Origin of the sequence: Candidatus Planktophila vernalis (assembly GCF_002288185.1) — a bacterium.
Classification (GTDB): domain Bacteria; phylum Actinomycetota; class Actinomycetes; order Nanopelagicales; family Nanopelagicaceae; genus Planktophila; species Planktophila vernalis.
Map to the genome: position 1 here is coordinate 211731 of NZ_CP016776.1, position 25739 is coordinate 237469.

General features: G+C 46.5%; 27 protein-coding genes. 25 read left to right on the plus strand and 2 right to left on the minus strand.

Annotation, left to right across the window (positions count from 1 at the left end; all coding sequences use genetic code 11):
* The first annotated feature begins 6 nt into the window (after nt 1–6).
* The 23 genes from rpsD (at nt 7) to groL (ending at nt 20173) form a co-directional block, all read left to right on the plus strand.
* A complete protein-coding gene (rpsD, locus tag A7sIIA15_RS01180) occupies nt 7–633 on the plus strand; it encodes a 30S ribosomal protein S4 (RefSeq protein ID WP_018224912.1) in 627 nt (208 codons plus the stop codon).
* 103 nt (nt 634–736) lie between these two features.
* Complete coding sequence (locus A7sIIA15_RS01185; RefSeq protein ID WP_018224913.1) at nt 737–1750, plus strand: DNA-directed RNA polymerase subunit alpha; 1014 nt, start codon at nt 737–739, stop codon at nt 1748–1750.
* An 11-nt stretch (nt 1751–1761) separates the two neighbouring features.
* Nucleotides 1762–2127, plus strand: a complete 366-nt coding sequence (gene rplQ / locus A7sIIA15_RS01190) for a 50S ribosomal protein L17 (RefSeq protein WP_095657586.1) — start codon at nt 1762–1764, stop codon at nt 2125–2127.
* Nucleotides 2128–2153: 26 nt separating this feature from the next.
* Nucleotides 2154–2930, plus strand: coding sequence for a tRNA pseudouridine(38-40) synthase TruA (gene truA / locus A7sIIA15_RS01195; protein ID WP_095685413.1), 777 nt, complete (start codon nt 2154–2156; stop codon nt 2928–2930).
* 95 nt (nt 2931–3025) lie between these two features.
* Nucleotides 3026–3478 (plus strand): 50S ribosomal protein L13, encoded by a 453-nt coding sequence (gene rplM / locus A7sIIA15_RS01200; protein ID WP_095685414.1) that lies wholly within the window; start codon nt 3026–3028, stop codon nt 3476–3478.
* A 9-nt stretch (nt 3479–3487) separates the two neighbouring features.
* The gene (gene rpsI, locus A7sIIA15_RS01205; RefSeq protein WP_018224917.1) at nt 3488–3976 is read left to right on the plus strand and encodes a 30S ribosomal protein S9; all 489 of its coding nucleotides are present in this window, start codon (nt 3488–3490) and stop codon (nt 3974–3976) included.
* A 27-nt stretch (nt 3977–4003) separates the two neighbouring features.
* Nucleotides 4004–5344: a phosphoglucosamine mutase gene (gene glmM, locus A7sIIA15_RS01210; RefSeq protein WP_095685415.1), complete on the plus strand. Its 1341-nt coding sequence runs from the start codon at nt 4004–4006 to the stop codon at nt 5342–5344.
* A 6-nt stretch (nt 5345–5350) separates the two neighbouring features.
* Entirely contained in the window at nt 5351–7189 is a 1839-nt protein-coding gene (glmS, locus tag A7sIIA15_RS01215) for a glutamine--fructose-6-phosphate transaminase (isomerizing) (protein ID WP_095685416.1), read from the plus strand.
* Nucleotides 7190–7858: a phosphatase PAP2 family protein gene (locus tag A7sIIA15_RS01220; protein ID WP_095685417.1), complete on the plus strand. Its 669-nt coding sequence runs from the start codon at nt 7190–7192 to the stop codon at nt 7856–7858.
* 10 nt (nt 7859–7868) lie between these two features.
* On the plus strand, nt 7869–8213 hold the full coding sequence (locus A7sIIA15_RS01225; RefSeq protein ID WP_095685418.1) for a holo-ACP synthase: 345 nt from the start codon (nt 7869–7871) through the stop codon (nt 8211–8213).
* A complete protein-coding gene (alr, locus tag A7sIIA15_RS01230) occupies nt 8213–9316 on the plus strand; it encodes an alanine racemase (RefSeq protein ID WP_095685419.1) in 1104 nt (367 codons plus the stop codon). The genes A7sIIA15_RS01225 and alr overlap by 1 nt, the downstream gene beginning before the upstream one ends.
* Complete coding sequence (locus A7sIIA15_RS01235; protein WP_095685420.1) at nt 9306–10073, plus strand: ABC transporter ATP-binding protein; 768 nt, start codon at nt 9306–9308, stop codon at nt 10071–10073. The genes alr and A7sIIA15_RS01235 overlap by 11 nt, the downstream gene beginning before the upstream one ends.
* Nucleotides 10070–10780: an ABC transporter ATP-binding protein gene (locus A7sIIA15_RS01240; protein ID WP_095685421.1), complete on the plus strand. Its 711-nt coding sequence runs from the start codon at nt 10070–10072 to the stop codon at nt 10778–10780. Before A7sIIA15_RS01235 ends, A7sIIA15_RS01240 begins: the two co-directional genes overlap by 4 nt.
* Nucleotides 10780–11676 (plus strand): branched-chain amino acid ABC transporter permease, encoded by an 897-nt coding sequence (locus A7sIIA15_RS01245; RefSeq protein ID WP_095685422.1) that lies wholly within the window; start codon nt 10780–10782, stop codon nt 11674–11676. Before A7sIIA15_RS01240 ends, A7sIIA15_RS01245 begins: the two co-directional genes overlap by 1 nt.
* Nucleotides 11669–12634: a branched-chain amino acid ABC transporter permease gene (locus tag A7sIIA15_RS01250; RefSeq protein ID WP_095685423.1), complete on the plus strand. Its 966-nt coding sequence runs from the start codon at nt 11669–11671 to the stop codon at nt 12632–12634. The genes A7sIIA15_RS01245 and A7sIIA15_RS01250 overlap by 8 nt, the downstream gene beginning before the upstream one ends.
* Nucleotides 12635–12704: 70 nt before the next feature.
* A complete protein-coding gene (locus A7sIIA15_RS01255; protein ID WP_095685424.1) occupies nt 12705–14000 on the plus strand; it encodes an ABC transporter substrate-binding protein in 1296 nt (431 codons plus the stop codon).
* Nucleotides 13997–15616, plus strand: a complete 1620-nt coding sequence (locus A7sIIA15_RS01260; protein WP_095685425.1) for an alpha/beta hydrolase family protein — start codon at nt 13997–13999, stop codon at nt 15614–15616. Before A7sIIA15_RS01255 ends, A7sIIA15_RS01260 begins: the two co-directional genes overlap by 4 nt.
* A gap of 75 nt (nt 15617–15691) precedes the next feature.
* Nucleotides 15692–16129 carry a tRNA (adenosine(37)-N6)-threonylcarbamoyltransferase complex ATPase subunit type 1 TsaE gene (tsaE, locus tag A7sIIA15_RS01265; protein ID WP_223298264.1) on the plus strand — a complete coding sequence of 146 codons (438 nt, stop codon included), beginning with the start codon at nt 15692–15694 and terminating at the stop codon, nt 16127–16129.
* Nucleotides 16126–16662 carry a tRNA (adenosine(37)-N6)-threonylcarbamoyltransferase complex dimerization subunit type 1 TsaB gene (gene tsaB / locus A7sIIA15_RS01270; RefSeq protein ID WP_095685426.1) on the plus strand — a complete coding sequence of 179 codons (537 nt, stop codon included), beginning with the start codon at nt 16126–16128 and terminating at the stop codon, nt 16660–16662. The genes tsaE and tsaB overlap by 4 nt, the downstream gene beginning before the upstream one ends.
* Complete coding sequence (rimI, locus tag A7sIIA15_RS01275; RefSeq protein ID WP_095685427.1) at nt 16659–17105, plus strand: ribosomal protein S18-alanine N-acetyltransferase; 447 nt, start codon at nt 16659–16661, stop codon at nt 17103–17105. Before tsaB ends, rimI begins: the two co-directional genes overlap by 4 nt.
* Nucleotides 17102–18136: a tRNA (adenosine(37)-N6)-threonylcarbamoyltransferase complex transferase subunit TsaD gene (tsaD, locus tag A7sIIA15_RS01280; protein WP_095685428.1), complete on the plus strand. Its 1035-nt coding sequence runs from the start codon at nt 17102–17104 to the stop codon at nt 18134–18136. Before rimI ends, tsaD begins: the two co-directional genes overlap by 4 nt.
* 108 nt (nt 18137–18244) lie before the next feature.
* Nucleotides 18245–18532 carry a co-chaperone GroES gene (groES, locus tag A7sIIA15_RS01285; protein WP_095685429.1) on the plus strand — a complete coding sequence of 96 codons (288 nt, stop codon included), beginning with the start codon at nt 18245–18247 and terminating at the stop codon, nt 18530–18532.
* Entirely contained in the window at nt 18533–20173 is a 1641-nt protein-coding gene (gene groL, locus A7sIIA15_RS01290; RefSeq protein ID WP_095685430.1) for a chaperonin GroEL, read from the plus strand.
* 77 nt (nt 20174–20250) lie between these two features.
* Here groL and A7sIIA15_RS01295 read toward each other — a convergent pair whose 3' ends face one another.
* Nucleotides 20251–20553: a WhiB family transcriptional regulator gene (locus tag A7sIIA15_RS01295; protein ID WP_095685431.1), complete on the minus strand. Its 303-nt coding sequence runs from the start codon at nt 20551–20553 to the stop codon at nt 20251–20253.
* Between the two features lie 110 nt (nt 20554–20663).
* On the opposite strand from A7sIIA15_RS01295, the gene A7sIIA15_RS01300 reads away from it, so the two are divergent.
* A complete protein-coding gene (locus A7sIIA15_RS01300) occupies nt 20664–21548 on the plus strand; it encodes a MerR family transcriptional regulator (RefSeq protein ID WP_095685432.1) in 885 nt (294 codons plus the stop codon).
* 136 nt (nt 21549–21684) lie between these two features.
* Complete coding sequence (locus A7sIIA15_RS01305) at nt 21685–25347, plus strand: multifunctional oxoglutarate decarboxylase/oxoglutarate dehydrogenase thiamine pyrophosphate-binding subunit/dihydrolipoyllysine-residue succinyltransferase subunit (protein WP_095685433.1); 3663 nt, start codon at nt 21685–21687, stop codon at nt 25345–25347.
* Here the strand turns inward: A7sIIA15_RS01305 and A7sIIA15_RS01310 are convergent.
* Nucleotides 25344–25673 carry a S26 family signal peptidase gene (locus A7sIIA15_RS01310; RefSeq protein WP_095685434.1) on the minus strand — a complete coding sequence of 110 codons (330 nt, stop codon included), beginning with the start codon at nt 25671–25673 and terminating at the stop codon, nt 25344–25346. The genes A7sIIA15_RS01305 and A7sIIA15_RS01310 overlap by 4 nt on opposite strands.
* Nucleotides 25674–25739 lie beyond the last annotated feature (66 nt).

Sequence of the window (25739 nt, forward strand, 5' to 3'; positions counted from 1 at the left end):
GAATAAATGGCTCGTTATACCGGAGCAGACTGCAAGCGTTGCCGTCGCGAAAAAGTAAAGCTCTTCCTTAAGGGCGCAAAGTGCGATGGACCAAAGTGTCCTATCGAATCACGTCCATATCCACCAGGACAACATGGCCGTGGCCGTGCAAAAGAATCTGAATACCTCATGCAGATGCGCGAAAAGCAAAAGTGCGCACGTATTTACGGTGTTCTAGAAAAGCAGTTCCGTGGTTATTACGAAGAAGCTAACCGCAAGCAGGGCAAGACTGGTGAAAACCTTCTTGTCATTCTTGAAACTCGTCTAGATAACGTTGTATTCCGTGCAGGCTTTGCAAAGAGCCGCGACATGGCACGTCAGCTAGTACGTCACGGTCACTTCTTAGTTAATGGCAAGAAGGTAAACATTCCTTCATTCCGTGTCTCTGCGATGGACATCATTGATGTTCTTCCAAAGTCATTGGATCTCACACCATTCATCGTGGCTAGCGCTGAACTTGGCGAGAAGGCAGTTCCTGCATGGATGGAGGTTGTTGGTTCTCAGATGAGAATCATCATTCACTCAGTTCCTGCACGTGCCGTCATCGACACCCAGGTTCAAGAGCAGCTCATCGTTGAACTTTATTCTAAGTAATTTTTAAAAGCCCAGAGCTACCAAGCAAAGGGCATGCACGCAGTACCAGTACGACCAAAGTGGAAATCAAATAGAGGATTTCCCCGAATGAAGAGGAGCAGCAGTGCTAATTGCACAACGTCCCACCCTCAGTGAAGAAGTAATTTCCGAGAATCGCTCACGGTTCATCATTGAACCGCTGGAGCCAGGCTTCGGTTACACACTAGGCAACAGCATGCGCCGTACATTGCTTTCATCTATTCCAGGTGCAGCAGTGACAAGCATCCGCGTTGCCGGTGCACTTCATGAGTTCACCACTCTTGAAGGCGTAAAAGAAGATCTCACCGATATCGTTTTGAATATCAAGAACTTGGTATTTTCATCAGATAGCGATGAACCAGCCGTTGTTTACATCCGCAAGTCAGGTGCCGGTCCAGTAACTGGTGCTGATATTGCTGTTCCTTCTGGCGTTGAAGTTCATAACCCATCACTTCACTTAGCAACACTTAACGGCAAGGGATCTCTTGAAATCGAACTTACTGTTGAGCGTGGTCGTGGATATGTAACTGCAGTCCAGAACAAGCAAGCTGGAGCTGAAATCGGTCGCATTCCTGTTGACTCAATCTATTCACCAGTTTTGAAGGTTACATACAAGGTAGAAGCAACTCGCGTTGAACAGCGCACAGACTTCGATCGCCTTGTTGTAGATGTAGAAACTAAGTCATCAATGAAGCCACGCGATGCAGTTGCATCAGCTGGTCGCACATTGGTTGAACTATTTGGTCTAGCACGCGAACTTAACCTTGAAGCTGAAGGCATTGAGATGGGGCCATCTGTTATGGATGCCGCACTTGCTGCAGATCTTGCTCTTCCAATCGAAGATCTTGATTTAACAGTTCGTTCATACAACTGCTTGAAGCGCGAAGGCATTCACACAGTTGGTGAGTTGGTTGGTCGTTCAGAGGCTGATCTACTTGATATCCGTAACTTTGGTTCAAAATCTATCGATGAGGTCAAGGCAAAGCTTGTCTCAATGGGAATGTCTCTCAAGGACAGCCCAGCTGGATTTGATCCAACGAAGCACCAAAACTACAACGCAGCAGTTGACGATGACTTCGTCGATGCAGATCAGGCCTAGGAGAAAAAGAAATGCCAAAACCAAGTAAAGGTCCTCGTTTGGGTTCAGGCCCATCACACGAACGCTTACTCCTACGCACTCTTGCAGAGCAGTTGTTCGAGCATGGCAAGATCACAACAACCGAGGCAAAGGCTAAGCGCCTGCGTCCATTAGCTGAAAAGTTAATTACTTTCGCTAAGAAAGGTGATCTTCCTGCACGTCGCCAAGTTATGGCACAGATTTCAAATAAGAGCGTTGTACACACTCTTTTCACTGTAATCGGTCCACGCTTTGCTGCACGTAATGGTGGATACACACGCATTACTAAGGTCGGTCCTCGCAAGGGTGACAACGCACCTATGGCAGTAATTGAAGTATTAACTGAGAAAGATAACTAAGTCTAAAACCTTAGAAATAGATTCTCATGACGGAACCCACTCTCTACCCAGAGAGTGGGTTTCTTCGTTTAAGGATTGATTTATCGTACGACGGGACTAATTACTCAGGCTGGGCTAAACAACCTGATCGCCGTACAGTGCAAGAAGAGTTCGAGAACGCACTTTCAACTATTTTGCAAAGCCCGGTAGAGACAATTGTGGCTGGCAGAACTGATGCTGGAGTTCATGCAATCGGGCAAGTTATTCATGTTGATGTTGCAGAGTCCACAAGCCTTGATGACTTAGCTTTTAAGTTAAATCGTATGTTGGATGAAGATATTCGGATTAATAATGTGGCAGTCGTGAAGGGGGCTTTTCATGCCCGCTTTTCAGCCACCCGTAGGTATTACACATACAAGATTATGGATGGCAATAAAGCCGTTCCACCTATTAATCGCTTTGATATCACGCCCTGGTATCGCACACTAGATGTTGATCTACTCAATGCCGCCAGTGCTCTATTGGTGGGGGAACATGATTTTGCGGCTTACTGCAAATTCCGTGAAGGCAGCACAACCATTCGAAATCTTGTGCGCTTTGATTGGGTTCGAAATAGTGAAGGAATATTGGTCGCTGAACTAGCTGCTGATTCATTTTGTTATTCCATGGTGAGAAATCTTGTGGGAGCAGCTGTTTGTGTTGCTGAGGGGCGCTTTGGGCCCGATTGGATTCAAGCGACTTTGGAGAATAAAGAGCGGATCTCAGATTCCCTTGTTTTCCCATCCCGGGGCCTGACTTTGCGCCAGGTGGACTACTCAGAATGAGGCCATTTTGACCCATTCGCGCTGCACGGGTACCCTAATCCTCTGCCCTTAAACGGGCTTGGCAGTAATCAACGAGTGAGAAGGTAGGCAAAAGCGTGCGTACATACAGTCCAAAAGCTGGTGATGCAGTCCGTAAGTGGCACATCATCGATGCACAAGATGTGGTCTTGGGCCGTCTTGCAACACATGCTGCCGTTCTACTTCGTGGAAAGCACAAGCCAACTTTTGCACCACACATGGACATGGGTGACTTCGTCATCGTTATCAATGCAGAAAAGATTGCACTCTCTGGTAACAAGTCAAAGCAGAAGTGGGCTCACCATCACTCAGGTTTCCCAGGCGGTTTAACTTCAACTGTGTACGGCGAACTTCTTGAGAAGCACCCAACTCGCGCAGTTGAAAAGGCGATTAAGGGAATGATTCCTAAGAACCGTCTTGGTAAGGATATTGCTTCAAAGCTAAAGGTTTATGCGGGACCAAATCACCCACATGCAGCACAAGCACCAACACCATATGTATTCGATCAAGTTTCACAAATCGTGAAGTAAGGGATGACAATGTCAGAGAACACAACAGCTTTCGATCTCGATGAGGCCGAAGTTCCTACTTCATACTCTTCTTCAACTCCAGCACCAGCAACTAACCGCCCAGCTATCAAGGCTCCAGGTCGCGGAACAGGTCGTCGTAAAGAGGCAGTTGCACGTGTTCGCTTAGTTCCAGGAAGCGGCAAGTGGGTTGTTAATGGAAAGACTCTTGAAAACTATTTCCCAAATAAAGTTCACCAACAATTAGTGTCAGAACCATTCCGCACAGTTGGTGCAGAGAATTCATACGATGTCTTCGCCCGTATCAATGGTGGCGGAGTTTCTGGTCAAGCTGGTGCACTACGTCTAGGCGTTGCACGTTCACTTAACCAGATTGATGAAGAAGCAAACCGTCCAGCACTCAAAAAAGCTGGATTCCTTTCACGTGATGCACGTGTTATCGAGCGCAAGAAGTACGGTCTGAAGAAGGCACGTAAGCGTTCTCAATACAGCAAGCGTTAATTCACTTTTTCTAGCAAAGGAGTTCCAATGGCGCTCTTTGGTACTGATGGAATTCGTGGCTTAGCCAATCGTGATTTAACTGCAGAACTTGCCTTAGATGTCTCTGTTGCAGCTGCTCATATATTGGTAGAAAGCTCATCAAATAAGGACCATCGCCCAACGGCAATTGTGGGTCAAGATTCACGTGCTTCAGGGGAGTTCTTAGAAGCAGCTGTTGTTGCTGGTTTAACAAGTGCTGGAATCAATGTTTATCGCGTTGGCGTATTACCCACACCTGCAATTGCACATCTTGTTGCTGAATCAAAAGCAGACCTGGGTGTGATGATCAGTGCCTCACATAATCCAATGCCAGATAATGGAATTAAGTTATTTGCTCGCGGTGGTGGCAAGTTAGATGATGCTATTGAAGCTCGTATTGAAGCGCGCATGGGTGAAGATTGGGAACGTCCAACAGGTAAAAATGTGGGCCGTGCAATCAATGATGACAGCGCTACTGAGCGATATCTCAAGCATTTACTCTCATCAGTTGAAACACCCCTTAAAGGTTTGAAGATTGTCGTGGATTGTGCAAACGGTGCATCATCCTTTGTTGCACCTGAGGCATATCGCAGAGCAGGCGCTGAAGTGGTTGCCATCTTTAATCAGCCAGATGGTTGGAACATTAATGAGGATTGTGGTTCTACCCACCTTCACCAACTACGTGCTGCAGTTCTTAAAGAAGGTGCCGATGTTGGTATCGCCCATGATGGTGATGCTGATCGTTGCTTAGCAATTGATGCAGCTGGAAATGAAATTGATGGCGATCATATTCTGACTTTGTTAGCTCGCGGCTTTAAGGCTCGCGGCAAGTTAAAGAGCAACACAGTTGTTGGCACAGTGATGAGCAATCTTGGTTTCATGCATGCGATGAAAGATGCTGGAATTGATGTCGTTACAACTCCGGTTGGAGATCGCTACGTTCTTGAAAACATGATTGCTAATGATTATTCATTGGGCGGGGAACAATCGGGCCATGTCATCATGCGTGATCTTGCAAATACAGGAGACGGAGTATTGACTGCGTTGCAACTGTTGCAAGAGGTAGTTCGCACGGGTAAAACCTTGCAGGAGCTAGCAGCAACTATGGTGCGCTTTCCGCAAGTATTAATCAATGTTAAAGATGTTAAGAAAGATAAGTTGGCAGATTCTGCAGCAATAACAGCAGCAGTTAAATCTGCTGAAGCACGTTTGGCTGATAGTGGTCGCGTGTTATTGCGAGCCTCTGGCACAGAGCCATTGGTAAGAGTCATGGTGGAAGCTGCCAGTGATAGCCTTGCTCATGAAGTTGCAAGAGGACTTGCAGATATCGTCAAAAGCGAACTGGGGTAAGAATCTATGTGCGGAATTGTGGGTTACAGCGGGCCACAATCTGCAGCAACGCCTCTAATCGAAGGTTTACGCCGCCTTGAATACCGCGGCTATGACTCAGCAGGAATTGCACTTGGAACACAGGGCAAACTCTTTATTGAAAAGAAAGCTGGAAAGCTTTCAAATCTTGAAGGATCTTTAGATTCATCTCTTCCAGTAGTTCACTCTGGAATTGGTCACACACGCTGGGCAACACACGGCGGACCAACTGATGGCAATGCCCATCCTCATGTTGATAACGAAGGCAAGTTAGCTGTTATCCATAATGGAATTATTGAGAACTATTCAGAACTTCGAAAAGAGTTAGAGGCTCGCGGACATAAGTTTTCTTCAGAAACTGATACTGAGTCAGTTGCACATCTTCTCAGTGACCTGCGCAAAAAACACAATGGAGATTTATCTGCTGCAATGCGTGAAGCAGTTAAAGCCTTGCGAGGCTCATTTACGCTCCTTGCAATTCATGGGGATGCACCAGAGGTTGTAGTTGGTGTTCGCAGAAACTCACCTTTAGTTGTTGGTTTGGGTAATGGCGAGAACTTCATGGCCTCTGATGTTGCAGCCTTTATCGATTACACCAAGTGCGCAATTGAACTTGGCCAAGATGAAGTAGTCACAATGACTCCAACGTCAGTGAAAATTACTGATCTAGATGGCAAAGCAGTTGCACCAAAGGAGTATCAAATTACTTGGGATGCAAGTGCTGCCCAAAAGGGTGGTTTTACGCACTTCATGCTCAAGGAAATCTTTGAACAACCAAAGGCAGTTGCAGATACTTTGATTGGCCGTTTGAGCGATAACAAGCAGATTGTTCTAGATGAGCTGCGCATGAGCGCTGATGAGATCCGAGCGCTAAAGAAGATTACTGTCATCGCTTGTGGAACTGCCTATCACGCAGGTCTAGTTGCAAAGTATGCAATTGAAAAGTGGGCAAAGATTCCAGTAGATGTTGAGATTGCCAGTGAATTTAGATATCGCGATCCGATTATTGATGCAGGAACATTAGTCATCGCTATTTCACAATCAGGTGAAACGATGGATACTTTGATGGCTGTTCGCCATGCAAAAGCTGCTGGTGGTCGAGTATTAGCAATTTGTAATACAAACTCTTCAACAATTCCACGTGAATCAGACGCAGTTCTTTATACGCACGCTGGTCCTGAAATCGCAGTTGCTTCTACAAAGGCATTGCTGACGCAGATGGTGGCCGTTTACTTAATTGGACTTCACTTAGCCCAAGTAAATGGAGCGCTTAAAGATGCTGAAGTAGAGAGTTTGTATAAAGAGCTTTTGGAACTTCCAGGAAAGATTGAACAGATTCTTGAGACCGTAGAGCCATTGCGTGCACTGACTCGCAGCTTTGCTGAAAATAACATTGTTTTGTTTTTAGGTAGAAATATTGGATACCCAGTTGCACTCGAAGGTGCGTTGAAGCTCAAAGAGCTTGCTTACATTCACGCCGAGGGATTTGCTGGGGGAGAGCTCAAGCATGGTCCGATTGCTCTCATTGATAAAGGAACACCAGTAATTGCAATCTTGCCTGCAGGACATGAACACGCACTTGATGAAAAGATGCTCAGTAATATCCAAGAGGTCAAAGCTCGTGGTGCTCGTGTCATTGTTATCGCTGAAGAAGGCGCACATGTTGAGGGCGCAGAGCACATAATTCGCATTCCAGTAGTCCCAGCTCTATTCCAGCCAGTATTAGCAACAGTGCCTTTGCAAGTCTTTGCATATGAGATGGCTGTTGCACGAGGCAATGATGTTGACCAACCTAGAAACTTGGCAAAATCAGTTACAGTTGAATAAATGCAAACAGAAACTCAACTTCGCAGAAAGCAGATGGATCGCGCATTGCGCTGGTCTTTACTGCTATTCACTGGCTTTCTCTTAGTTACACAGCAAGTACTCACCTTTGGTCCATTAGTCGAATACGACAAGAAGATTAATAGTGATCCCAAACCACAGTTTGAAGGTCTTGCTGGATTTCTACTTCGCAGGTTAGATGATTTAGGACTTCGTGGATTGACTGCAACTGTTTTAATCCTGGCGGCTTCATTTATTGCTTATAAGTTTAAAACCTGGCGGCCACTCAATTTAGCTTTTCTCTCATTGATACTACTGAATTTAGTTGTTGGAACATTTAAGTTATTCCTAGGAAGAACAAAGCCGCGCGATGGATTCGATTTATTACATGCCGGTGGAATGTCGTATCCAAGTGGGCATGCATCAAATGCTGTCTTATCGTGGGGAATATTGGCTTACTTGATTTATAGATATGCGAAAGTTGATCGATATCAAGGCCGCCTTGCAAGTGCTGGAGTTGCGGCAATTTCATTAACTGTTTGCGTTGTTTCACTTATTCGCCATACCCACTGGTTCACTGATTTATTAGGGGGCCTATTTGTCGGAAGCGCTTTGCTAGTGGCAGTCATTGCCGTAGATCGCTACGTTCCCTCAAAGAGCCAACTGCACTAGACTTCACGACATGATTGATGGAATCGGCATTGATGTCGTTGATATCGAGCGATTTAAATCCTCATTAGAACGCACGCCTGGATTACTTGAAAAACTCTTTACAAGCAATGAACGAACTAAGCCCATCCACTCACTCGCTGCCCGCTTTGCAGCAAAAGAAGCTCTTGCTAAGGCTTTGAGTGCTGGCAAAGGCTTGAGCTGGCATGAGGCTGAAGTGGTTAATTTAGAGAATGGAAAGCCAGTCTTTCTCTTTCGCGGTGAAATCGCTGATTTAGTTGATGGAGCTGATGTCCACCTTTCTCTTTCTCATGATGCCGGTATCGCATCAGCCATGGTGATTGTGGAGCGCACGTAATGCAACATCGCGCTGAAGCTCGTATTGACCTATTCGCTCTTGCTTCAAATATTTCAATTCTAAAAGCTACATCTCAAGTGGATCTCTTGGCAGTTGTTAAAGCCGATGCATATGGACATGGGTTAGTTGAAATCGGCTTAGCTGCTGAGAAAAGTGGTGCTGACTGGTTAGGAGTGGCCTTACTAGAAGAGGCAATCTCACTTCGCGCCCATGGTGTGCGCATTCCTATATTGGCTTGGTTGGTTCCACCAGGATCAGATTTCGATTCGGCTGCAAAACATGACATCGATGTTGCAGTGGCATCCCTTGGGACCTTAAAGGAAATTTCTCAACTACCGAATAAACCACGCATTCATATTGAAGTCGACACAGGAATGACACGTGGTGGTTTTCTAGATGAGTGGGACGAACTACTCAAAGCAGACTTTTCTAAAGTAGAAGTTGTGGGAATTTTCTCGCACTTTGCACGAGCCGATGAAGCGGGTCAACAACAAAACCTTGATCAACTCACAGAATTTAAGAAAAAGATTGAGCAGCTAAAGGCGGTTGGGATCAATCCACTCATCAAACATCTATCTAACTCAGCGGCTACTTTGTTAGATAGTGATTCCACCTTTGACATGGTGCGCACAGGTATTGCGATGTATGGGTTGAGCCCAGATGTTAAAGCTATGGGGGATAGTAAGAAATTGGGTTTAAAGCCAGTCATGCAACTTCGAGCTAAATTACATTTAGTAAAAAAAGTTCCTGCGGGTTCTCCAGTTGGATATGGTGCTACTGCAGTCACAGAAAAAGAGACAAAAATTGGCGTGGTTGCAATGGGTTATGCCGATGGAATTCCACGTATTGCACAAGGTGCAGGCGTATTTATTGACGGCAAGAGATCTCCAATAATTGGGCGAGTTTCTATGGATCAATTTGTAGTTGATTTAGGGGTGAGCTCTACCGCCAATTCAGGTGATTGGGTGGTTGTTTTTGGCGATGGTTCTCACGGTGAATACACCGCCGATGATTGGGGTAACGCTTCGTTATCAATTAATTATGAAATCGTGACAAGAATTGGTCCCCGAGTGCCTAGAATATACGCACCTCATGTCTACTAATAATGCAGCGCTGCGTGTCGAAGGTGTCAACGTCTCCTTCGGTGGACTTCGCGCTCTCAATGATGTCTATTTAGAGATTGGTAAGAACGAGGTTGTTGGATTAATTGGTCCCAATGGCGCCGGCAAGACAACTTTATTTAATGCACTCTGTGGTTTAGTAAAGCCAGATTCTGGAAAGTTATTCTTAGATGGAAAAGACCATGATTTCCCACGTACTTCGAATTTAGTTGATTTGGGTATCTCTCGAACATTGCAAGGTGTTGGACTATTTGGAGATTTGACTGTTCTTGAAAATGTGATGGTTGGTGCGCACCACCTTGCAAATTCAGGATTACTTTCTGCAGCGTTAGGGCGCAGCGGCAAAGATGAAAAAGAGATTCGCACAAAATCATTTAGTGCGCTAGAGCGTGTGTATGCAGGTGGCTTAGCTAATCGACGCGCCGATACATTGTCATATCCTGATACAAAGCGCGTTGCAATTGCCCGTGCACTAGTAAGTGAACCAAAGATTTTGATGTTGGATGAACCTGCCGGTGGCTTAGGTTCACAAGATATTGAATGGATGAACCTTTTAATTCGAAATTTAAGTGCCTCTATGTCAGTACTACTCATCGAACACCACATGGATGTTGTTATGTCGGTGTGTAGCAAGCTATATGTTCTTAACTTTGGTGAAGTTATTGCCAGTGGAAACGCTGAGACAGTGCGCCGTGATCCAGCAGTGATGGCTGCCTATCTGGGAACAGGTGCTAAATGAGCCTGAATGTTTCCAACTTAACTGTTCACCATGGTGCGATATGCGCAGTGAGCCAGGTTTCAATAGCTGTGCCAACGGGCAAACTAGCGGCAATTATTGGGGCTAATGGAGCGGGCAAAACCACTTTGCTGCGCACTCTCTCTGGCCTTAAAACACCAACCAATGGCTCCATTATGTGGAAGGGTGAAAAGATTGCTGGGATTAAACCGGAAACTTTAGTTCGCCGAGGTATTTCACATGTCTCTGAAGGCAAATCTGTTATCCCAGAGTTAACAGTTCGTGAGAACTTAGAGCTAGGTGCGATTTGGCGCCGCAATGCTAAAGAGTCAAAAGAATCTATTGATCAGGTTGTTTCAATTTTTCCTCGTTTAGGTGAGCGCTTACAACAGCGTGCCGATACTTTATCTGGCGGTGAACGACAGATGCTTGCCATCGGTCGTGCAATTATGTCTAAGCCACAGTTGCTTCTCTTAGATGAACCATCCCTGGGTCTTGCACCGCTCGTTATTGAGCAGATCTTCCAAACAATTCGTGACTTAACAACCTCAATGAATTTAACGGTTTTGTTAGTAGAACAAAACGCAATGGGTGCATTAAAGATTGCAGACCTTGGAATTGTTCTCAATCTTGGAAAAGTTGTTGCAATGAACCATGCTCAAGTGCTGATTGATGATCCTGCCGTGCGCGCGGCATATTTGGGGTATTGATGCAAAAAATATTAGAGACCTTTCTTATAGGACTATCGACCGGTTCTATTTATGCCCTCATGTCAATTGCTCTCGTACTGGTCTGGAGATCGACCCGTGTAGTCAATTTTGCACAAGCAGGCCAGGCGATGCTCTCCACATATATAGGTTTTGAGATAGCTACCCGAACTGAAATATTCTGGCTTGGCTTATTATTTGCAATCGCTGCCGGTGCTCTATTGGGAGCTGGCGTGGATTATTTCTTCATGCGAGTTTTATTCAAGCACGCTGTTTCAGGCCCTGCTGCTGTAGTTGCTCCAGTAATTGCCACGCTGGGCTTACTCGGATTAGTTAGAAGCATTGTGGGATTGGTCTGGGGCGGAGAGTTCAAATCAATTAAAGCGCCAGCATCCACAGATGGTTTCACCATAGGCGAAACGACAATCCCATTCTCGCCCTTAAATCTTTTGATCATCGTGACGGTTTTCATTATTCTCATTGCTCTAGCGATCATATTTCAACGCACGAATCTGGGCCTATCTTTGCGTGCATCTGCTTATGCACCAGAGATTGCGCAGTTAGCTGGTATTAGAACTGCGCGAACAAGGACTATTGGTTGGGCAATTGCTGGAGGAGTTGGTGGAGTCGCTGGAATGTTAAATACTGCTTCTAACTTCCTTTCACCTTATTCGCTAGATCTATTACTAGTCTTTGGATTTATTGCAGCGGTTATTGGCGGACTTGAAAGTATGGTCGGCTCTGTTGTTGGAGCCTTAATTCTTGGAATTGCTCTGACTTTTATTTTGAACTACGTCGGTACGTCTTTGGTCTTTATTGGTGGATTCGTAGTTCTCATCGTGGTGCTACTTGTTAAGCCAGATGGAATAATGGCGAAAGGCAGGGCGCGCCGTGCGTAAGAAATTAGCTCTCTTCATTCTCCTTGGTTGGATCTTGCTTTTAATCGGTGATCGCGTAGATGAACTTCGTGTTTACCAAGGAGCGCAGATTGCGATGTATGCGATTGCTCTCTCATCAATAGTTTTACTCACTGGTTACTCTGGCCAAGTTTCACTTGGCAATGGCGCGATGATGGCTGTTGGTGGTTATTCCGCTGCACTGACTCTTAATAACCTAGGCAGTCCAGTTTGGTTTGCATTTGTGATGGCAGTTGTTGTCTCAGCTCTCTTTGGTGCTTTCCTTGGTTTAGCAGCTGCCCGATTATCCGGACCATATCTGGCGGGAACTACGTTGGCTCTAGCTGTGGGTCTTCCAGAAATTGCCAATCAATTTAATTTTCTTGGAGGAGTGCCTGGGCTTCTCTTTGATGTTGGTTTTCCTCCGGAAAGGTTTGGCGAAGAGTTCACTCAATACAAGTGGTTCTTCTGGATCGCAACCTTTATAGCCCTGCTCTCTTTGTTTATCACTTCCAATATCCTTCAATCGCGCTACGGAAGAACTTGGCGCGCGATCCGCAGTAACTCTTTAGCCGCCGAACTATCGGGGGTTCATGCAGGGCGGATGAAGATTCTGGCCTTCACCATCAGCTCAGCTATTGCAGGACTTGCTGGAGCGGTGATGGCGATGACGATAAGTCTGGTCGCCCCAGGTGCCTACACACTCGCTCTCTCATTTGCACTGGTTACCGGGGCGGTGCTCGCGGGTGTTTCTAGTCTGCCGGGTGTGGTCTTTGGAGCGTTGATCCTGGTTGCAATTCCTGAGGTCGCAGATGTTCTGGCCACCAGATGGGGGGGTGATGAGAACTTAAACAACTATCTCCCAGGTCTGATTGTGAGCGTTTTACTCATCCTTTCAGTGATTTTTACCCCCAATGGTCCAGGCGAGAAGCTCAAAAGCCGACACCATAAAAAAGCGTGAGTGCCTTAAATTACTAGTGGGTAACTAGTAGATTACGAGAAGTTTAACAACCCTCGATGGAAGGAAAACAATGATCAGAAAGACTCGTGCAAAGGGGACCTGGCTTGCAGCCACGGTGCTCGCAGTTGGCAGCCTATTTGCAACAGCGCTCCCAGCACACGCAGAGACAGGAGTGAGCAGCAGCGAGATCAAGCTCGGTATCACTCTTCCTCTTACTGGAGCAGCATCGCCAGGCTATAACAAGATCGGCAATGCTATGAACGCCTACTTCAAGTATGTCAATGACAACGGTGGAGTCTATGGCCGCAAGATCACGCTCATCCAAAAAAATGATGAGTACTCTCCTCAATTGTCGATTGCTAAGACAAATGAATTAATTTTAAAGGATAAAGTTTTTGCACTAGTCGGCCCACTTGGAACTGCAAACTACACATCAGTACATAAGTCTGTAGGCATTGCCAAGCGCGGCGTTCCAAGTCTTTTCCTCAACACTGGATTTAGTGGATTTGCAAATAAGAAAACCTATCCAACCTCTTTCATGGTTCTTCCTTCCTACGCAATGGAAGCAAAGATCATCGCGAAATTCCTCAAAGAGAATCATGCTGGAAAGAAACTCGGCATTGTTTATCAGAACGATGAATTCGGAATTGATGGAATGGGCGCATTTAAGGCAGCTGGTACCAAATTTGATGTAAGCGTGGCTTACACATCTGGTACTCAGAGCGCAGCAACTGCACAGACCTGGGTCTCCCAGCTTGCAGCAGGTGGAGCTCAAGTAGTTGTCTTCTTTGGCGTAACTTCAGCAACAGCTCCGCTACTTGCAGTAGCTGCAGCAGCTAAGTACGCACCACAGTGGATCCTTGGATCAGTTGGTGCAGACCCATTAACTCTTCGAGCACTTGGTGTTCCTCTAGCAGTTCTCAATGGCGCACAGACTCCAGCTGGTAATCCATCACCAAATGACACTAGCGATGAGTACGTCAAGCAGTTCCAAGAGGTCAATACCAAGTACAACACTGGTACTGCATTTGATGACTATGTACTTCAAGGTATGAACATCGCCCTCATGACTGTTCAAGGTCTACGGGCTGCAGGTTCAAGCCCAACCCGTAAGAAATTGATAAGCGCTATGGAAGCCAAGGGTTCAACCTTTGCATCTGTTGCCTACTCTCCTCTCGGGTTTTCAAAGACCAGCAACGTTGGTCATACCGGTTACTACATGGCAGTTATGGATGCCAACGGAGATAGAAAGCCATTCGGTGGAAAAGTAACTCTTTACACCACTGATAGTGGCTCTGGTCCAGTTGTGGTATCCACCTTCAAACGTCCTGCAATGCCAGCGAGAGGATTACCAAGTAACTCATGAGAAACTTTAAATTCAAGCGTTCCTTAACGCTCATAGCAGTTACATCACTGCTCTCAATTACCATCGTCTCAATTCCAACGGTCGCACAAGCAGCTCCTGCTTGTGATGGCAAGAGTCCAGTTCAGACATGTGGTGGTGCGACATCTGATGGTGCACCGTACGCAATGATGGTTCCTGCAAACTTCAACGGAACTGTCTATCTCTATTCACATGGATATCGTCCAAACGTTCCAGTTCCTGCTGGAATTCCTGGATACGGTGGATACACAGTTACCAATACGCCTCAACCTGGTCCAAACGAAACTGTAATTGGTGCGCTTTTGGCTAAGGGATATGGCGTTGTCGGTTCAGGATTTGCACGCCAAGGTTGGAATGCAGATTCAGCTATCAAAACCAACGTTGAACTTGTAGGACTGTTCAAGAAGCAGTTTACAAAGACCACAAAAGTTGTTGCATGGGGTGAATCACTTGGTGGTTTCATTACTCAAGCGCTCGCAGAGAAGCATTCAGATCTCTTCAGTGCTGCAGCACCACTATGTATGGCTAGCGATGTGACTCCGCTTATGACAATGGCAGGAGATGCCCTCTGGGGATTGAAGACTTTCTTTGATCCAACAATTAAGGGCGGTAATTACTCAGCTGGAACTGCAGGTTATGCCGAGGCGATGGGCGACCTAGTAAAGGTCTTCACAGTTATCGGAACATTGCAGGCAGCTTTTGCAGCCAACCCAAGCACTCCAGCTTGGCCAGCAACATCAAAGGTTCCAGATGCAATCAAGGGAATTCCTTCACGAAGCGCACTTGTAATGGTTGCGTTGATGTCTGGAATTCCAATGCAATCTGCACACTTTGATTCAACTTCAGCACCTGCTGGTTTGCCGGCTTCAAACACGCTGTCGTTCCAGGTTGCAATTAACCCTGCGTTCGCAGCTCTTGAGAACGTAGCAAACGCTGCAGCACTTGCAGTTCTTGCAACGCATGATCTTGAGCTACAAGCTGGTGGTGCAATATTTGATAACACCGCTACTGACTATGCAGCACGTATTGCAGAAGAACAATTCATCTGGGCTTCAGCACTTTCTGGTAACTCAGGAACAGGTGGACTTCTCAGTGTTCTTGCTGCATCACCACGCGCTAAGGCAAGTCCAGCTGCAGTGGCGAAGTTGAAGACACTTGGTTCCCATTCTGGAAAGGTTGATATTCCAACCATTCTCTTAACGGGCACTGCTGATCCAATAACTACTGCTGGAAACCAACAGTCAGTTGTTGATAAGTATGCAACGTATTGGGCAGACAAGTGGGTAGCTGCAAGAAAGGCAGGAGATCGCAAGCGTCCTGCTAACAACCAGCTCGTCCTCTGGAACTTCCCAAGTGCGAAGTACAGCAAGTACACAGCTGCTGGAGCACCAGATACATCTGTTCCAGCTGCATCTGGTACTAACCACTGTAACTTCACCACATCTCAGTACATGGCAGTAGCAGAACTACTTGCTTATGCTGCTGATAATGGTAAGAACCTCTCAGGAGGTCCAATGCTCACCAAGATTCGTAAGGCAGGAAATATGACTTACGATCGTGGCTATAGCGCTCCACAGTTGAAGTACTACGGAGGATAATCTCCAGTAATACATCGAGGGTAGTAAACGGGGGCTTCGGGAAACCGAGGCCCCCGTTTCCTTTACTCTTAAGCGGTGAAGATTGAGGTAGCAAGCACAGAGCAGATGCTTATTCTCGGCATCTCTCTTTCTGCGCAACTCAAAGCTGGCGACCTAATACTCATTAATGGCCCCCTCGGTGCAGGAAAGACAGTGTTAGCCCAAGGTATTGGCAAAGGTTTAGGAATAGATGACATCACATCTCCTACATTTGTAATCTCTAGAACACATAAAGCAGTCATTCCCATGATTCACGTGGATGCATACCGCTTAATTGATACCGAGAACCCCAATCTTTATTTGGATGATCTGGATTTAGACACAGAAAACTCAGTCACAGTTGTTGAGTGGGGCGGAGCAGAATCTGCACGTTTGAGTGAAGATCGCCTAGAGATAAGCATTGATAGAACAAATGAGATTCGCCAAGTTGAGATTAAAGCCATTGGTGCTCGCTGGGATGGCTTTGCGCTATGACAATTACTCTAGCTATTGATACCTCCACTTCTCGCACATCAGTTGCGATTATTGAAGATGGATCAATACTGTGGAGTGGGCACAGAGATGGTGCAACAGAACATGGTCCAGCTCTTCCCTCACTGGTTCAAGAAGGCATCAAAGGTTTTGCTATCGATGAAGTTGTAGTTGGGATGGGGCCTGGGCCATTTACAGGATTGCGTGTGGGAATCGCTTTTGCACAAAGCTTTGCATTAGCGCGAGGGATTTTGGTTCGTGGAGTGTGCTCACTCGATGCCATCGCAGCACAGGTTGATGAAAAAGACTTTATTGTCACTGTCGATGCCAGACGCAAAGAGGTTTATTGGGCTCGATATAAAGATGGAGTTCGTGTTGGCGAACCAGCTGTGAGTTTTCCAGCAGATGTTTCAGGTGCCCCTATTCATCCTGATCTTTATCCTGATATGAAAGCGCTAGTTGCACTTACCGGCAACATTATTGAACCGATGTATTTGCGCAGACCTGATGCAGTGGCAACGGCGGATCGAAAATGATTACTTATCGCGACGCTAACTCCTTTGACATCCCTGTTCTAGTGTCTTTAGATAAAGAGTTGTTTCCATATTCGCCTTGGTCTGCGGGGCAATATCGCGAAGAGATCTCTGCCCCCACGCGCCTCTTTGTTGTTGCACTTGATGATGCAAGCAGAGTTATTGGCTATGCAGGGGTTTTTGCACCAGGGGGCACTGAAGCTGATGTTTTAACCGTGGGCGTTATCCCGCAGCATCGTGGGCAAGGAATTGCTCGAGCATTAATGGCGAGCATTACCAAGTGGGCGCTAGACCAAGGCTCAATTGCCATGATGCTAGAAGTTAAAACCGACAATGTTGAAGCGATATCTTTGTATGAATCCCTTGGTTATGCAAAGCTAAATGTTCGAAAAGATTACTTTGGTAGCGGCTTTGATGCATTAGTGATGCGCAAGGAGCTGCCATGAGCGAGCCATTAGTTCTGGGTATTGAAACTTCATGTGATGAAACAGCGGTTGGAATTGTTCGTGGTCGCACATTGCTGGCAAATGTCATTGCATCTAGCGTTGAAGAACATGCACGTTTTGGGGGAGTAGTTCCTGAGATTGCTAGCAGAGCCCACTTAGAGGCAATGCAGCCAACGATTAAAAAAGCCCTAGCTGATGCAAAGGTTTCACTTAACGACATTGATGCAATTGCAGTCACAGCTGGTCCTGGTTTAGTAGGTGCGTTGCTGGTTGGTGTGGGATCTGCCGCAGGTCTTGCTATTGGTTTAGATAAACCAATTTATGCAGTTAATCATTTAGCGGCCCACGTTAGTGTTGATTACTTAACACATGCCCAAGAGATTGAACCAACGATTGCATTACTAGTAAGTGGTGGTCACTCTTCAATTTTGCAGGTCGATGACATTACATCGTCGGTTGTGAAGTTAGGTCAGACTATTGATGATGCTGCAGGTGAGGCTTTTGACAAAATAGCTAGAGTAATGAAATTAGGTTTTCCAGGAGGACCTGCTATTGATGCAATTGCTAAAGAGGGCAACGCCACCGCAATTGATTTCCCACGTGGTTTAACAACTTCCAATGATTGGCAAACTCGTCCCTATGACTTTTCTTTCTCAGGTTTAAAGACTGCTGTTGCCAGATACTTAGAGAGCGTTCCAGATTATGTTCGCTCCGATGTTGCAGCTTCTTTCCAAGAATCTATTGTTGATGTCTTGATGCTAAAGGCGCTGGCGGCCTGCAAGGAGAGCGGGATAGATTCATTGGTTATTGCTGGAGGCGTTGCCGCTAACTCCAGATTAAGGGCGGTGGCGGCTTTGCGCTGTGAAAAGGCCGGTATTCAGCTTCGGATCCCAGCCCCAGGCCTTTGCACCGATAACGGAGCGATGGTGGCCAGCCTGGGCGCTCTCATGGCAGCAGCTGGGCGTGAGCCTAGCCCTGTGGCATTTGATGCCGATTCCAGCCTGCCAGTAACAGTTGTGAGCCTGTCCTAGCCGATTTGCCGTCTGGAATAGCCCCGTCTAACCTTGCGTTAGCACTCACGGGTCCACACTGCTAACCGGGCCCGCACGAGGAAATCTGAACTAAAAGGAGTTAGGCACATGGCCATTAAGCCACTAGAAGATCGCATCGTAATCAAGACAAACGAAGCTGAAACAACAACAGCATCTGGTCTTGTTATCCCAGATACAGCAAAAGAAAAGCCACAAGAGGGCACTGTTATTGCAGTTGGTCCAGGTCGCTTTGACGATGGTGTTCGCGTTCCAATGGATGTCAAAGTTGGCGATGTAGTTCTTTATAGCAAGTACGGCGGAACTGAAATCAAGCACGGTGGAGATGACCTCTTGGTTCTTTCAGCACGCGACATTCTCGCTGTAATCGAGAAGTAAATGGGAAAATCCCTTCAATTCGACGAGCAAGCACGTCGAGCAATGGAACGTGGCGTCAACATTCTTGCTGACACCGTAAAAGTAACTCTTGGACCTAAGGGTCGCAACGTAGTAATCGCTAAGTCATACGGTGCTCCAATTATCACCAACGACGGCGTGACTATCGCAAAAGAGATCGAACTTTCAGATCCTGCTGAAAACATGGGTGCACAGCTAGTTAAGGAAGTAGCAACTAAGACTAATGATGTTGCTGGTGACGGAACTACAACTGCAACTGTTCTAGCTCAAGCAATGGTTAAAGAAGGATTACGTAACCTTGCAGCTGGCGCACAGCCAATGGATATTAAGCAAGGCATCGAAGCTGCAGTTGCTGCAGTTTCAGAAAACCTTCGCAAGCAAGCTACTCCAGTAAGTGGAAAAGCACAGATTGCAGATGTTGCAACTATCTCTGCTCAAGATCGTGCCATCGGTGATTTAATCGCTGAGGCAATGGATCGTGTGGGTAAAGATGGCGTTATTACTGTGGAAGAGGCATCTACTACTGGTCTAGACCTAGAGTTCACAGAAGGTATGCAGTTCGATAAGGGCTACATTTCCCCATATTTCGTAACAGATCAAGATCGTATGGAATCAATTCTTGAAGATGCATACGTACTTATCTCAGCTGGAAAGATCTCTGCTTTAGCAGAACTACTTCCAATCCTTGAGAAAGTATCTGCCACATCAAAGCCACTTTTGATCATCGCTGATGACATCGAAGGTGAGGCTCTCTCAACGCTAGTTGTTAACCGCATGCGTGGAGTGTTTACTTCCGTAGCAGTTAAAGCTCCTGGCTTTGGTGATCGCCGCAAGGCAATGTTGCAAGACATCGCAACGCTAACTGGCGGACAAGTTATCTCTGCTGAAATTGGTATGAAGCTAGATGCTGCAACTTTAGAAGATCTCGGTCGCGCACGTCGCATCGTGGTTTCAAAAGATGCAACAACAATTGTTGAAGGTGCTGGAGACAAGGGCGCAGTTGCTGCCCGTGTTGGCGAGCTTCGCAAAGAGATTGAAAACTCAGATTCTTCTTGGGATAAAGAGAAGCTACAAGAGCGTGTTGCAAAGCTTGCTGGTGGCGTTTGCGTCATCAAGGTTGGAGCACACACTGAAGTAGAGCTCAATGAAAAGAAGCACCGTCTTGAGGATGCAATCTCAGCTACTCGCGCAGCAGTTGAAGAAGGAATCGTTGTTGGTGGAGGCGCAGCACTTGTGCATGCAGCCGATGCCTTAGAAGGCGATCTTGGATTTACTGGCGATAAGGCAGTCGGCGTGCGTTTAGTGCGCAAGGCTTGCGATGAGCCACTTCGTTGGATTGCAGAGAATGCAGGACTTGAAGGCTACGTAGTAGTTGCAAAGGTTCGTGCAATGAAGCCTAATGAAGGTTTCAATGCTGCAACTGATATCTATGGCGATCTTGCAAAAGATGGCGTCATCGATCCAGTGAAGGTAACTCGTTCAGCTCTAGCTAACGCTGCATCAATTGCAGCAATGTTCATTACAACTGAAGCAGTTGTATTCGAAAAGCCAGCAGAGCAAGCAGCAGCTGAAGCTGCAGGCGGACATGGACACTCACATGGCCCAGGTGGACACAGCCACTAAGAAAAGAACTCAGTAGAAAAGCCCCGCAGAAAAATCTGCGGGGCTTTTCTTTTTCAACTCAGGAGGAGAGTTAAAACTTATGATGCATGTGAAACATCTGGAGTAACGTCTTTACCTAAAATTGCTAAGCGATCATCTTCTGAAAGACCGCCCCAAATTCCATATGGCTCTTGCACAGCAAGTGCGTGTGCTCGGCATGCAGCAATTACTGGACATGCAGCACATATTGCTTTTGCAGTGTTTTCACGATTGCGTCGGCGCGGACCACGTTCTCCATCAGGATGAAAAAACATCTCACTTGGAAGCTCGCGGCATGAACCTTCGTACTGCCATTCCCATTCATCAGCCACGGGACGGGGTAAACGCGAGATTTCAGCCATGGCGATACTCTACAACCGCGCCATAGGTTGTTCAAGCCCCAACGCTCCAGAAGTTGTTCATGGGCGTGTTTCAACTGGTGAGTTGGCCCACTTCAGGCCACGATTGGCCCGTGTCAACTAAAGAAGAGCTTCTGACTGTGGCAGCCGTAGCCCGGCGCATCGGTGTAGCCCCTGCCACCCTTCGTACCTGGGATCGCCGTTATGGCCTTGGACCTTCTGCTCATGAAAGTGGCGAGCACCGACGATACTGCCCAGCCGATTTAGCTCGCCTGACATTAATGCGCAGATTAATTACTAGCGGTGTTTCACCCTGTGACGCTGCCGCACAAGCAAAGAGCCACAAAGGCACAGTTAACCTTGAAACAATAGTTACTGATTATGTTGTTCGCGAAGAGTTAGTTGCAGCCCTCCACAAAGCGGCAAAGGGGCTGGATAAGAAATTTATTGAGGCGGCTTTGCGCAAGGATTTAGCGCAATACGGTGTTGAACAATCCTGGTCTGAAGTCATAGTTCCTCTTTTACTCATTGTGGGCAATGAGTGGGAGGCAAGTGGCGATGGCATTGAAGTCGAGCACTTGCTGACCGAGGTACTTAAAGGGATTTTGCGAGAGCATGTTGAGGACATCAGAAAGCCTGTGAATGCTCACCCAGTTCTACTTGCATCCGTTGGAGAAGAACTGCACTCACTTGCACTGCATGCACTTGCTGCTGCACTTGCAGAACGCAAAATCGAAACCTATTTTCTTGGAGCTAGAACTCCACTTGAAGCTTTGTCAGCAATGATTACGCGCTCTGCTCCACCTGCTGTGTTTTTGTGGGCGCAGCTTTCCAAAAATGCTGACCCAAAGTTTTTCAATGACATCCCAGCTATCAGGCCAATGCCCAGAATGGTTCTGGGTGGACCTGGGTGGAGCCATATTGATTGCAAAGATGTCTCGGTGGTTCACGATATTTCCGATGCCGTGGCAGAGATTGAACGTGCCGTAGGGCTCTAGGGGCATCAGATCGATAGAGGGCGATAAAAGCAGTGATTTTGTGGCCTATCTCGCGCTTTAGTGGCAGTTTTTTAGTTTAAGCCAGCCCCGCATGGCTATAGGCTTTACCTAATAACCGCCCAGAAGGAGTTCGCCAGTGTCGGCACAGGATTTTGGTGCAAATGATTGGCTCGTCGATGAAATGTACGAGCACTATCTGCAGGATCCTTCTTCCGTAGACCCTGCGTGGGTTGAGTACTTTAAAAACAATAAACCAGGTTCTCCTGCGACAGCTTCATCAACTCCAGTTTCTAAAGGTGTTCCACCAGTGCCCAAAGCTGCACAAAAAGCTGCAGCACCACAACCAGAACCTGCAGCACCAGTTCCGCACGTTCAACCAATCGTTCGCGAGAGTGCAGCACCACAACCAAAGCCTGCAGATCCAGTTGTTAAGCCAGCTCCAGTTTTAAGCACACCAAGTGCGTCAACTCTTGAAGTAATCCGCGGAGTTTCTGCCCGCGTTGTTCAAAGCATGGAAGCTTCACTTTCAGTTCCGACTGCAACGTCAGTGCGCGCAGTTCCTGCCAAGTTAATGATTGATAACCGCATTGTGATTAACAATCACATGAAACGCGCTCGCGGTGGAAAAGTTTCATTCACACACATCATCGCTTATGCAATGATCAAGGCAGTTCGTGCAATGCCAGAGATGAATGCATTCTTTGGTGAATTAGATGGCAAGCCAGCTATTGGCAAACCTGAACACATCAACCTTGGCGTTGCAATTGATTTAGCTAAACCTGATGGATCACGCCAGCTCTTGGTTCCTTCAGTCAAGGGTTGTGAGTCTTTAGATTTCGCGCAGTTCCGTAGTGCGTATGAAGCAGTAGTTAAAAAGGCACGCGATGGTTCTTTAACTGTTGAAGATTTTGCTGGCACAACAATGTCTATTACTAATCCAGGAACAATTGGAACAGTTCACTCAGTGCCACGTCTTGTTCAAGGACAGGGTTTGATTCTGGGTGTTGGAGCGCTGGATTACCCAGCTGAATTTGCGGGCTCTAGTGAAGAGACATTGGCCCGTCTTGCCATTAGTAAGGTCGTTACTCTCACCAGTACTTACGATCACCGCATTATTCAAGGCGCAACTTCAGGTGATTTCCTGCGCAGAATGCATGAATACATTCTGGGAGCAGATGGTTTCTATGATGAAATCTTTGCAGCCCTGCATATCCCATATGAGCCAATTCGCTGGGCAGCAGATAAAGAGTTTGTCCATGATGAAGAGATTGATAAGACAGCTCGCATTCAGCAGTTAATTCAGGCATATCGCACCAATGGCCACTTAATGGCAGATTTTGATCCTCTTGAATATGTCCAGCGCAACCATCCAGATTTAGATGTTCAAAACCATGGATTAACTTTGTGGGATCTAGATCGTGAGTTTGCTACTGGTGGATTTGGTGGCCAGAAGTTCATGTTGCTTCGTAAGATTCTTGGAATCTTGCGTGACTCATACTGTCGCACAGTAGGTGTTGAGTACATGTATATCGATGACCCAGCAGAGCGCAAATGGATTCAAGAGCGCGTTGAAGTTGGCGTGCAGGTATTACCGCGTGAAGAACAACTTCGAATTCTCTATAAGCTCAATAGCGCCGAAGCATTTGAAAACTTCTTACAGACCAAGTTTGTTGGACAAAAGCGTTTCTCACTAGAAGGTGGCGAATCGGTAATTCCACTACTAGATGCTGTCATTTCATCTGCGGCAGAGATAAAGCTTGATGAAGTCTGTATTGGAATGCCACACCGTGGACGCCTTAACGTATTGGCAAATATTGCTGGAAAATCTGCAGGACAAATCTTCCAAGAGTTCCAAGGTCACTACGCAGAAAATCAAGTTCAAGGTTCTGGCGACGTTAAGTACCACTTGGGTACTGAAGGTGTTTTTACCGCGCACTCTGGTGCAACAACAAAGATTTATCTAGCAGCAAACCCTTCACACTTGGAAGCGGTAAACCCAGTCCTAGAGGGCATTGTTCGCGCTAAGCAAGATCGAATCAATGTTAAACATGCTTATTCAGTGCTTCCAATCTTGCTTCACGGAGATGCCGCTTTTGCTGGACAAGGCGTTAACGCAGAAGTTCTTCAGATGTCTCAATTAGCCGGCTATCGCACAGGTGGAACTATCCATATTGTTATTAATAATCAGGTTGGTTTCACTACTTCACCAAGTTCAGCACGATCTTCACGTTATTCCACTGATTTTGCCAAGATTATCCAGGCCCCTGTTTTCCACGTGAATGGTGATGATCCAGAGGCATGTGTTCGCATTGCTCGTTTAGCGTTTGAATATCGTCAAGAATTTAATAAAGATGTTGTTATTGACATGGTTTGCTACCGCCGTCGTGGTCACAATGAAGGTGACGAGCCAAGCTTTACTCAGCCGTTGATGTATAAACTCATTGATGCAAAGCGCTCTACACGCCACCTTTATACCGAAGCACTTATTGGCCGTGGTGACATAACAGTTGAAGAGGCAGAAGAAGTAGCACGCGATTACCAAACTCAACTAGAAGCTGTCTTTGCTGCAGTTAATAACTTGAGTGCGCAAACTGATCCAAACTTCAAGGCACCGGTTGCACCGGATGCAAACACAATTGTTACTTCAATTCCAGAGCAGCTTGCGCGCGAAATTGCTGCAACTCAAATCGCAACTCCAGAGGGCTTTAGTATTCATCCAAAACTTTCACCACAGTTGGCTAAGCGCGTTGAATCACTTAACGATGCATCAATTGATTGGTCGACAGGAGAGATGTTGGCATTTGGTTCACTTCTTAAAGAAGGACGACCAATTCGCCTTGCTGGTCAAGATGCACGACGTGGAACTTTCTCTAACCGTCACGCAGTAATTGTTGATAAAGAAAACGGTAATGAGTGGACACCGCTTCGCGCCTTAATCTCTGATGAAAATCACTTCTTTGTTGTTGACTCACTGCTCAGCGAATATGCAGCCATGGGATTTGAATATGGATATAGCGTTGAGCGCGAAGAAGCCCTTGTTTTATGGGAAGGCCAATTCGGAGATTTTGCTAACGGCGCACAAACAATTATTGATGAGTTCATTTCATCAGCTCTTCAAAAGTGGGGTGAGCGCTCTTCCGTAGTTCTTCTCTTGCCTCATGGTTATGAAGGGCAAGGACCAGATCACTCATCAGGACGTATTGAGCGCTATCTACAACTATGCGCAGAACAAAACATGACTGTGGCTCAGCCATCATCACCTGCTTCTTACTTCCACTTACTGCGCTGGCACGCAAAGAACCCTGCTCGCCGCCCAATGATTGTCTTCACACCTAAATCAATGTTGCGCCTAAAGGCTGCAGCATCTGCGTTGAGTGATTTCACTTCAGGACACTTCCAGCCAGTTATTGCTGATGATTCAGTCAGTAACGCCTCTCGCGTGATTTTCTGTTCTGGCAAGGTTTATCACGACCTAGTTGCAGAGCGCACAAAGCTTGGTGAAAGTTCAACTGCAATTGTTCGTGTTGAACTTTTGTATCCACTTCCAATTGATGAAATGGTTGCAGAAGCAAATAAGCATCCAAATGCTAACTTGTTGTGGGTGCAAGATGAACCTGCAAATCAAGGTCCATGGTCACATATTGCACTTCGTACTTCAGAACAACATGGTGGTCATGGATTTGGTTCTCGTATCTTGCGTCGTATTTCTCGCAGAGCAACAGCTTCACCTGCAACTGGAAATCATCACTTGCATGAAGATGAGCAAAAAGCATTAATGCTCGAAGCTTTTACTCGCTAAGCGATTTTCTTTCCTCGCTTGTAGCGAAAGAGAACCACACCAACAATCTCTTCGGCTGCTATCCAACCCCATGTTCGTGAATCAGTGCTCTCGTTAGCATCGCCCTCAACCCAAAACTTGCCGCTATGAAACTTCTGAACTCGTTTAACTAAAAAGATTCCAGGTCTTTCTTCGCGTTCTATTACAACGACCTTGCCGAGAATGGATTTTCCAACTGCCTCTAAAGCCGCCGCTCCATCTATCCAACTGACAAAGAGCCAATCCCCATCTCGGTATGCGGGAAGCATGGAGCCACACGAGACCTTGACTGTGCCAAATTTGCTCATGGGCGGTAGTCTCGCACTTGTAGTTCCTTCAGTCGATGCGAACTGCGTGCCAGTGGCACGAATTTA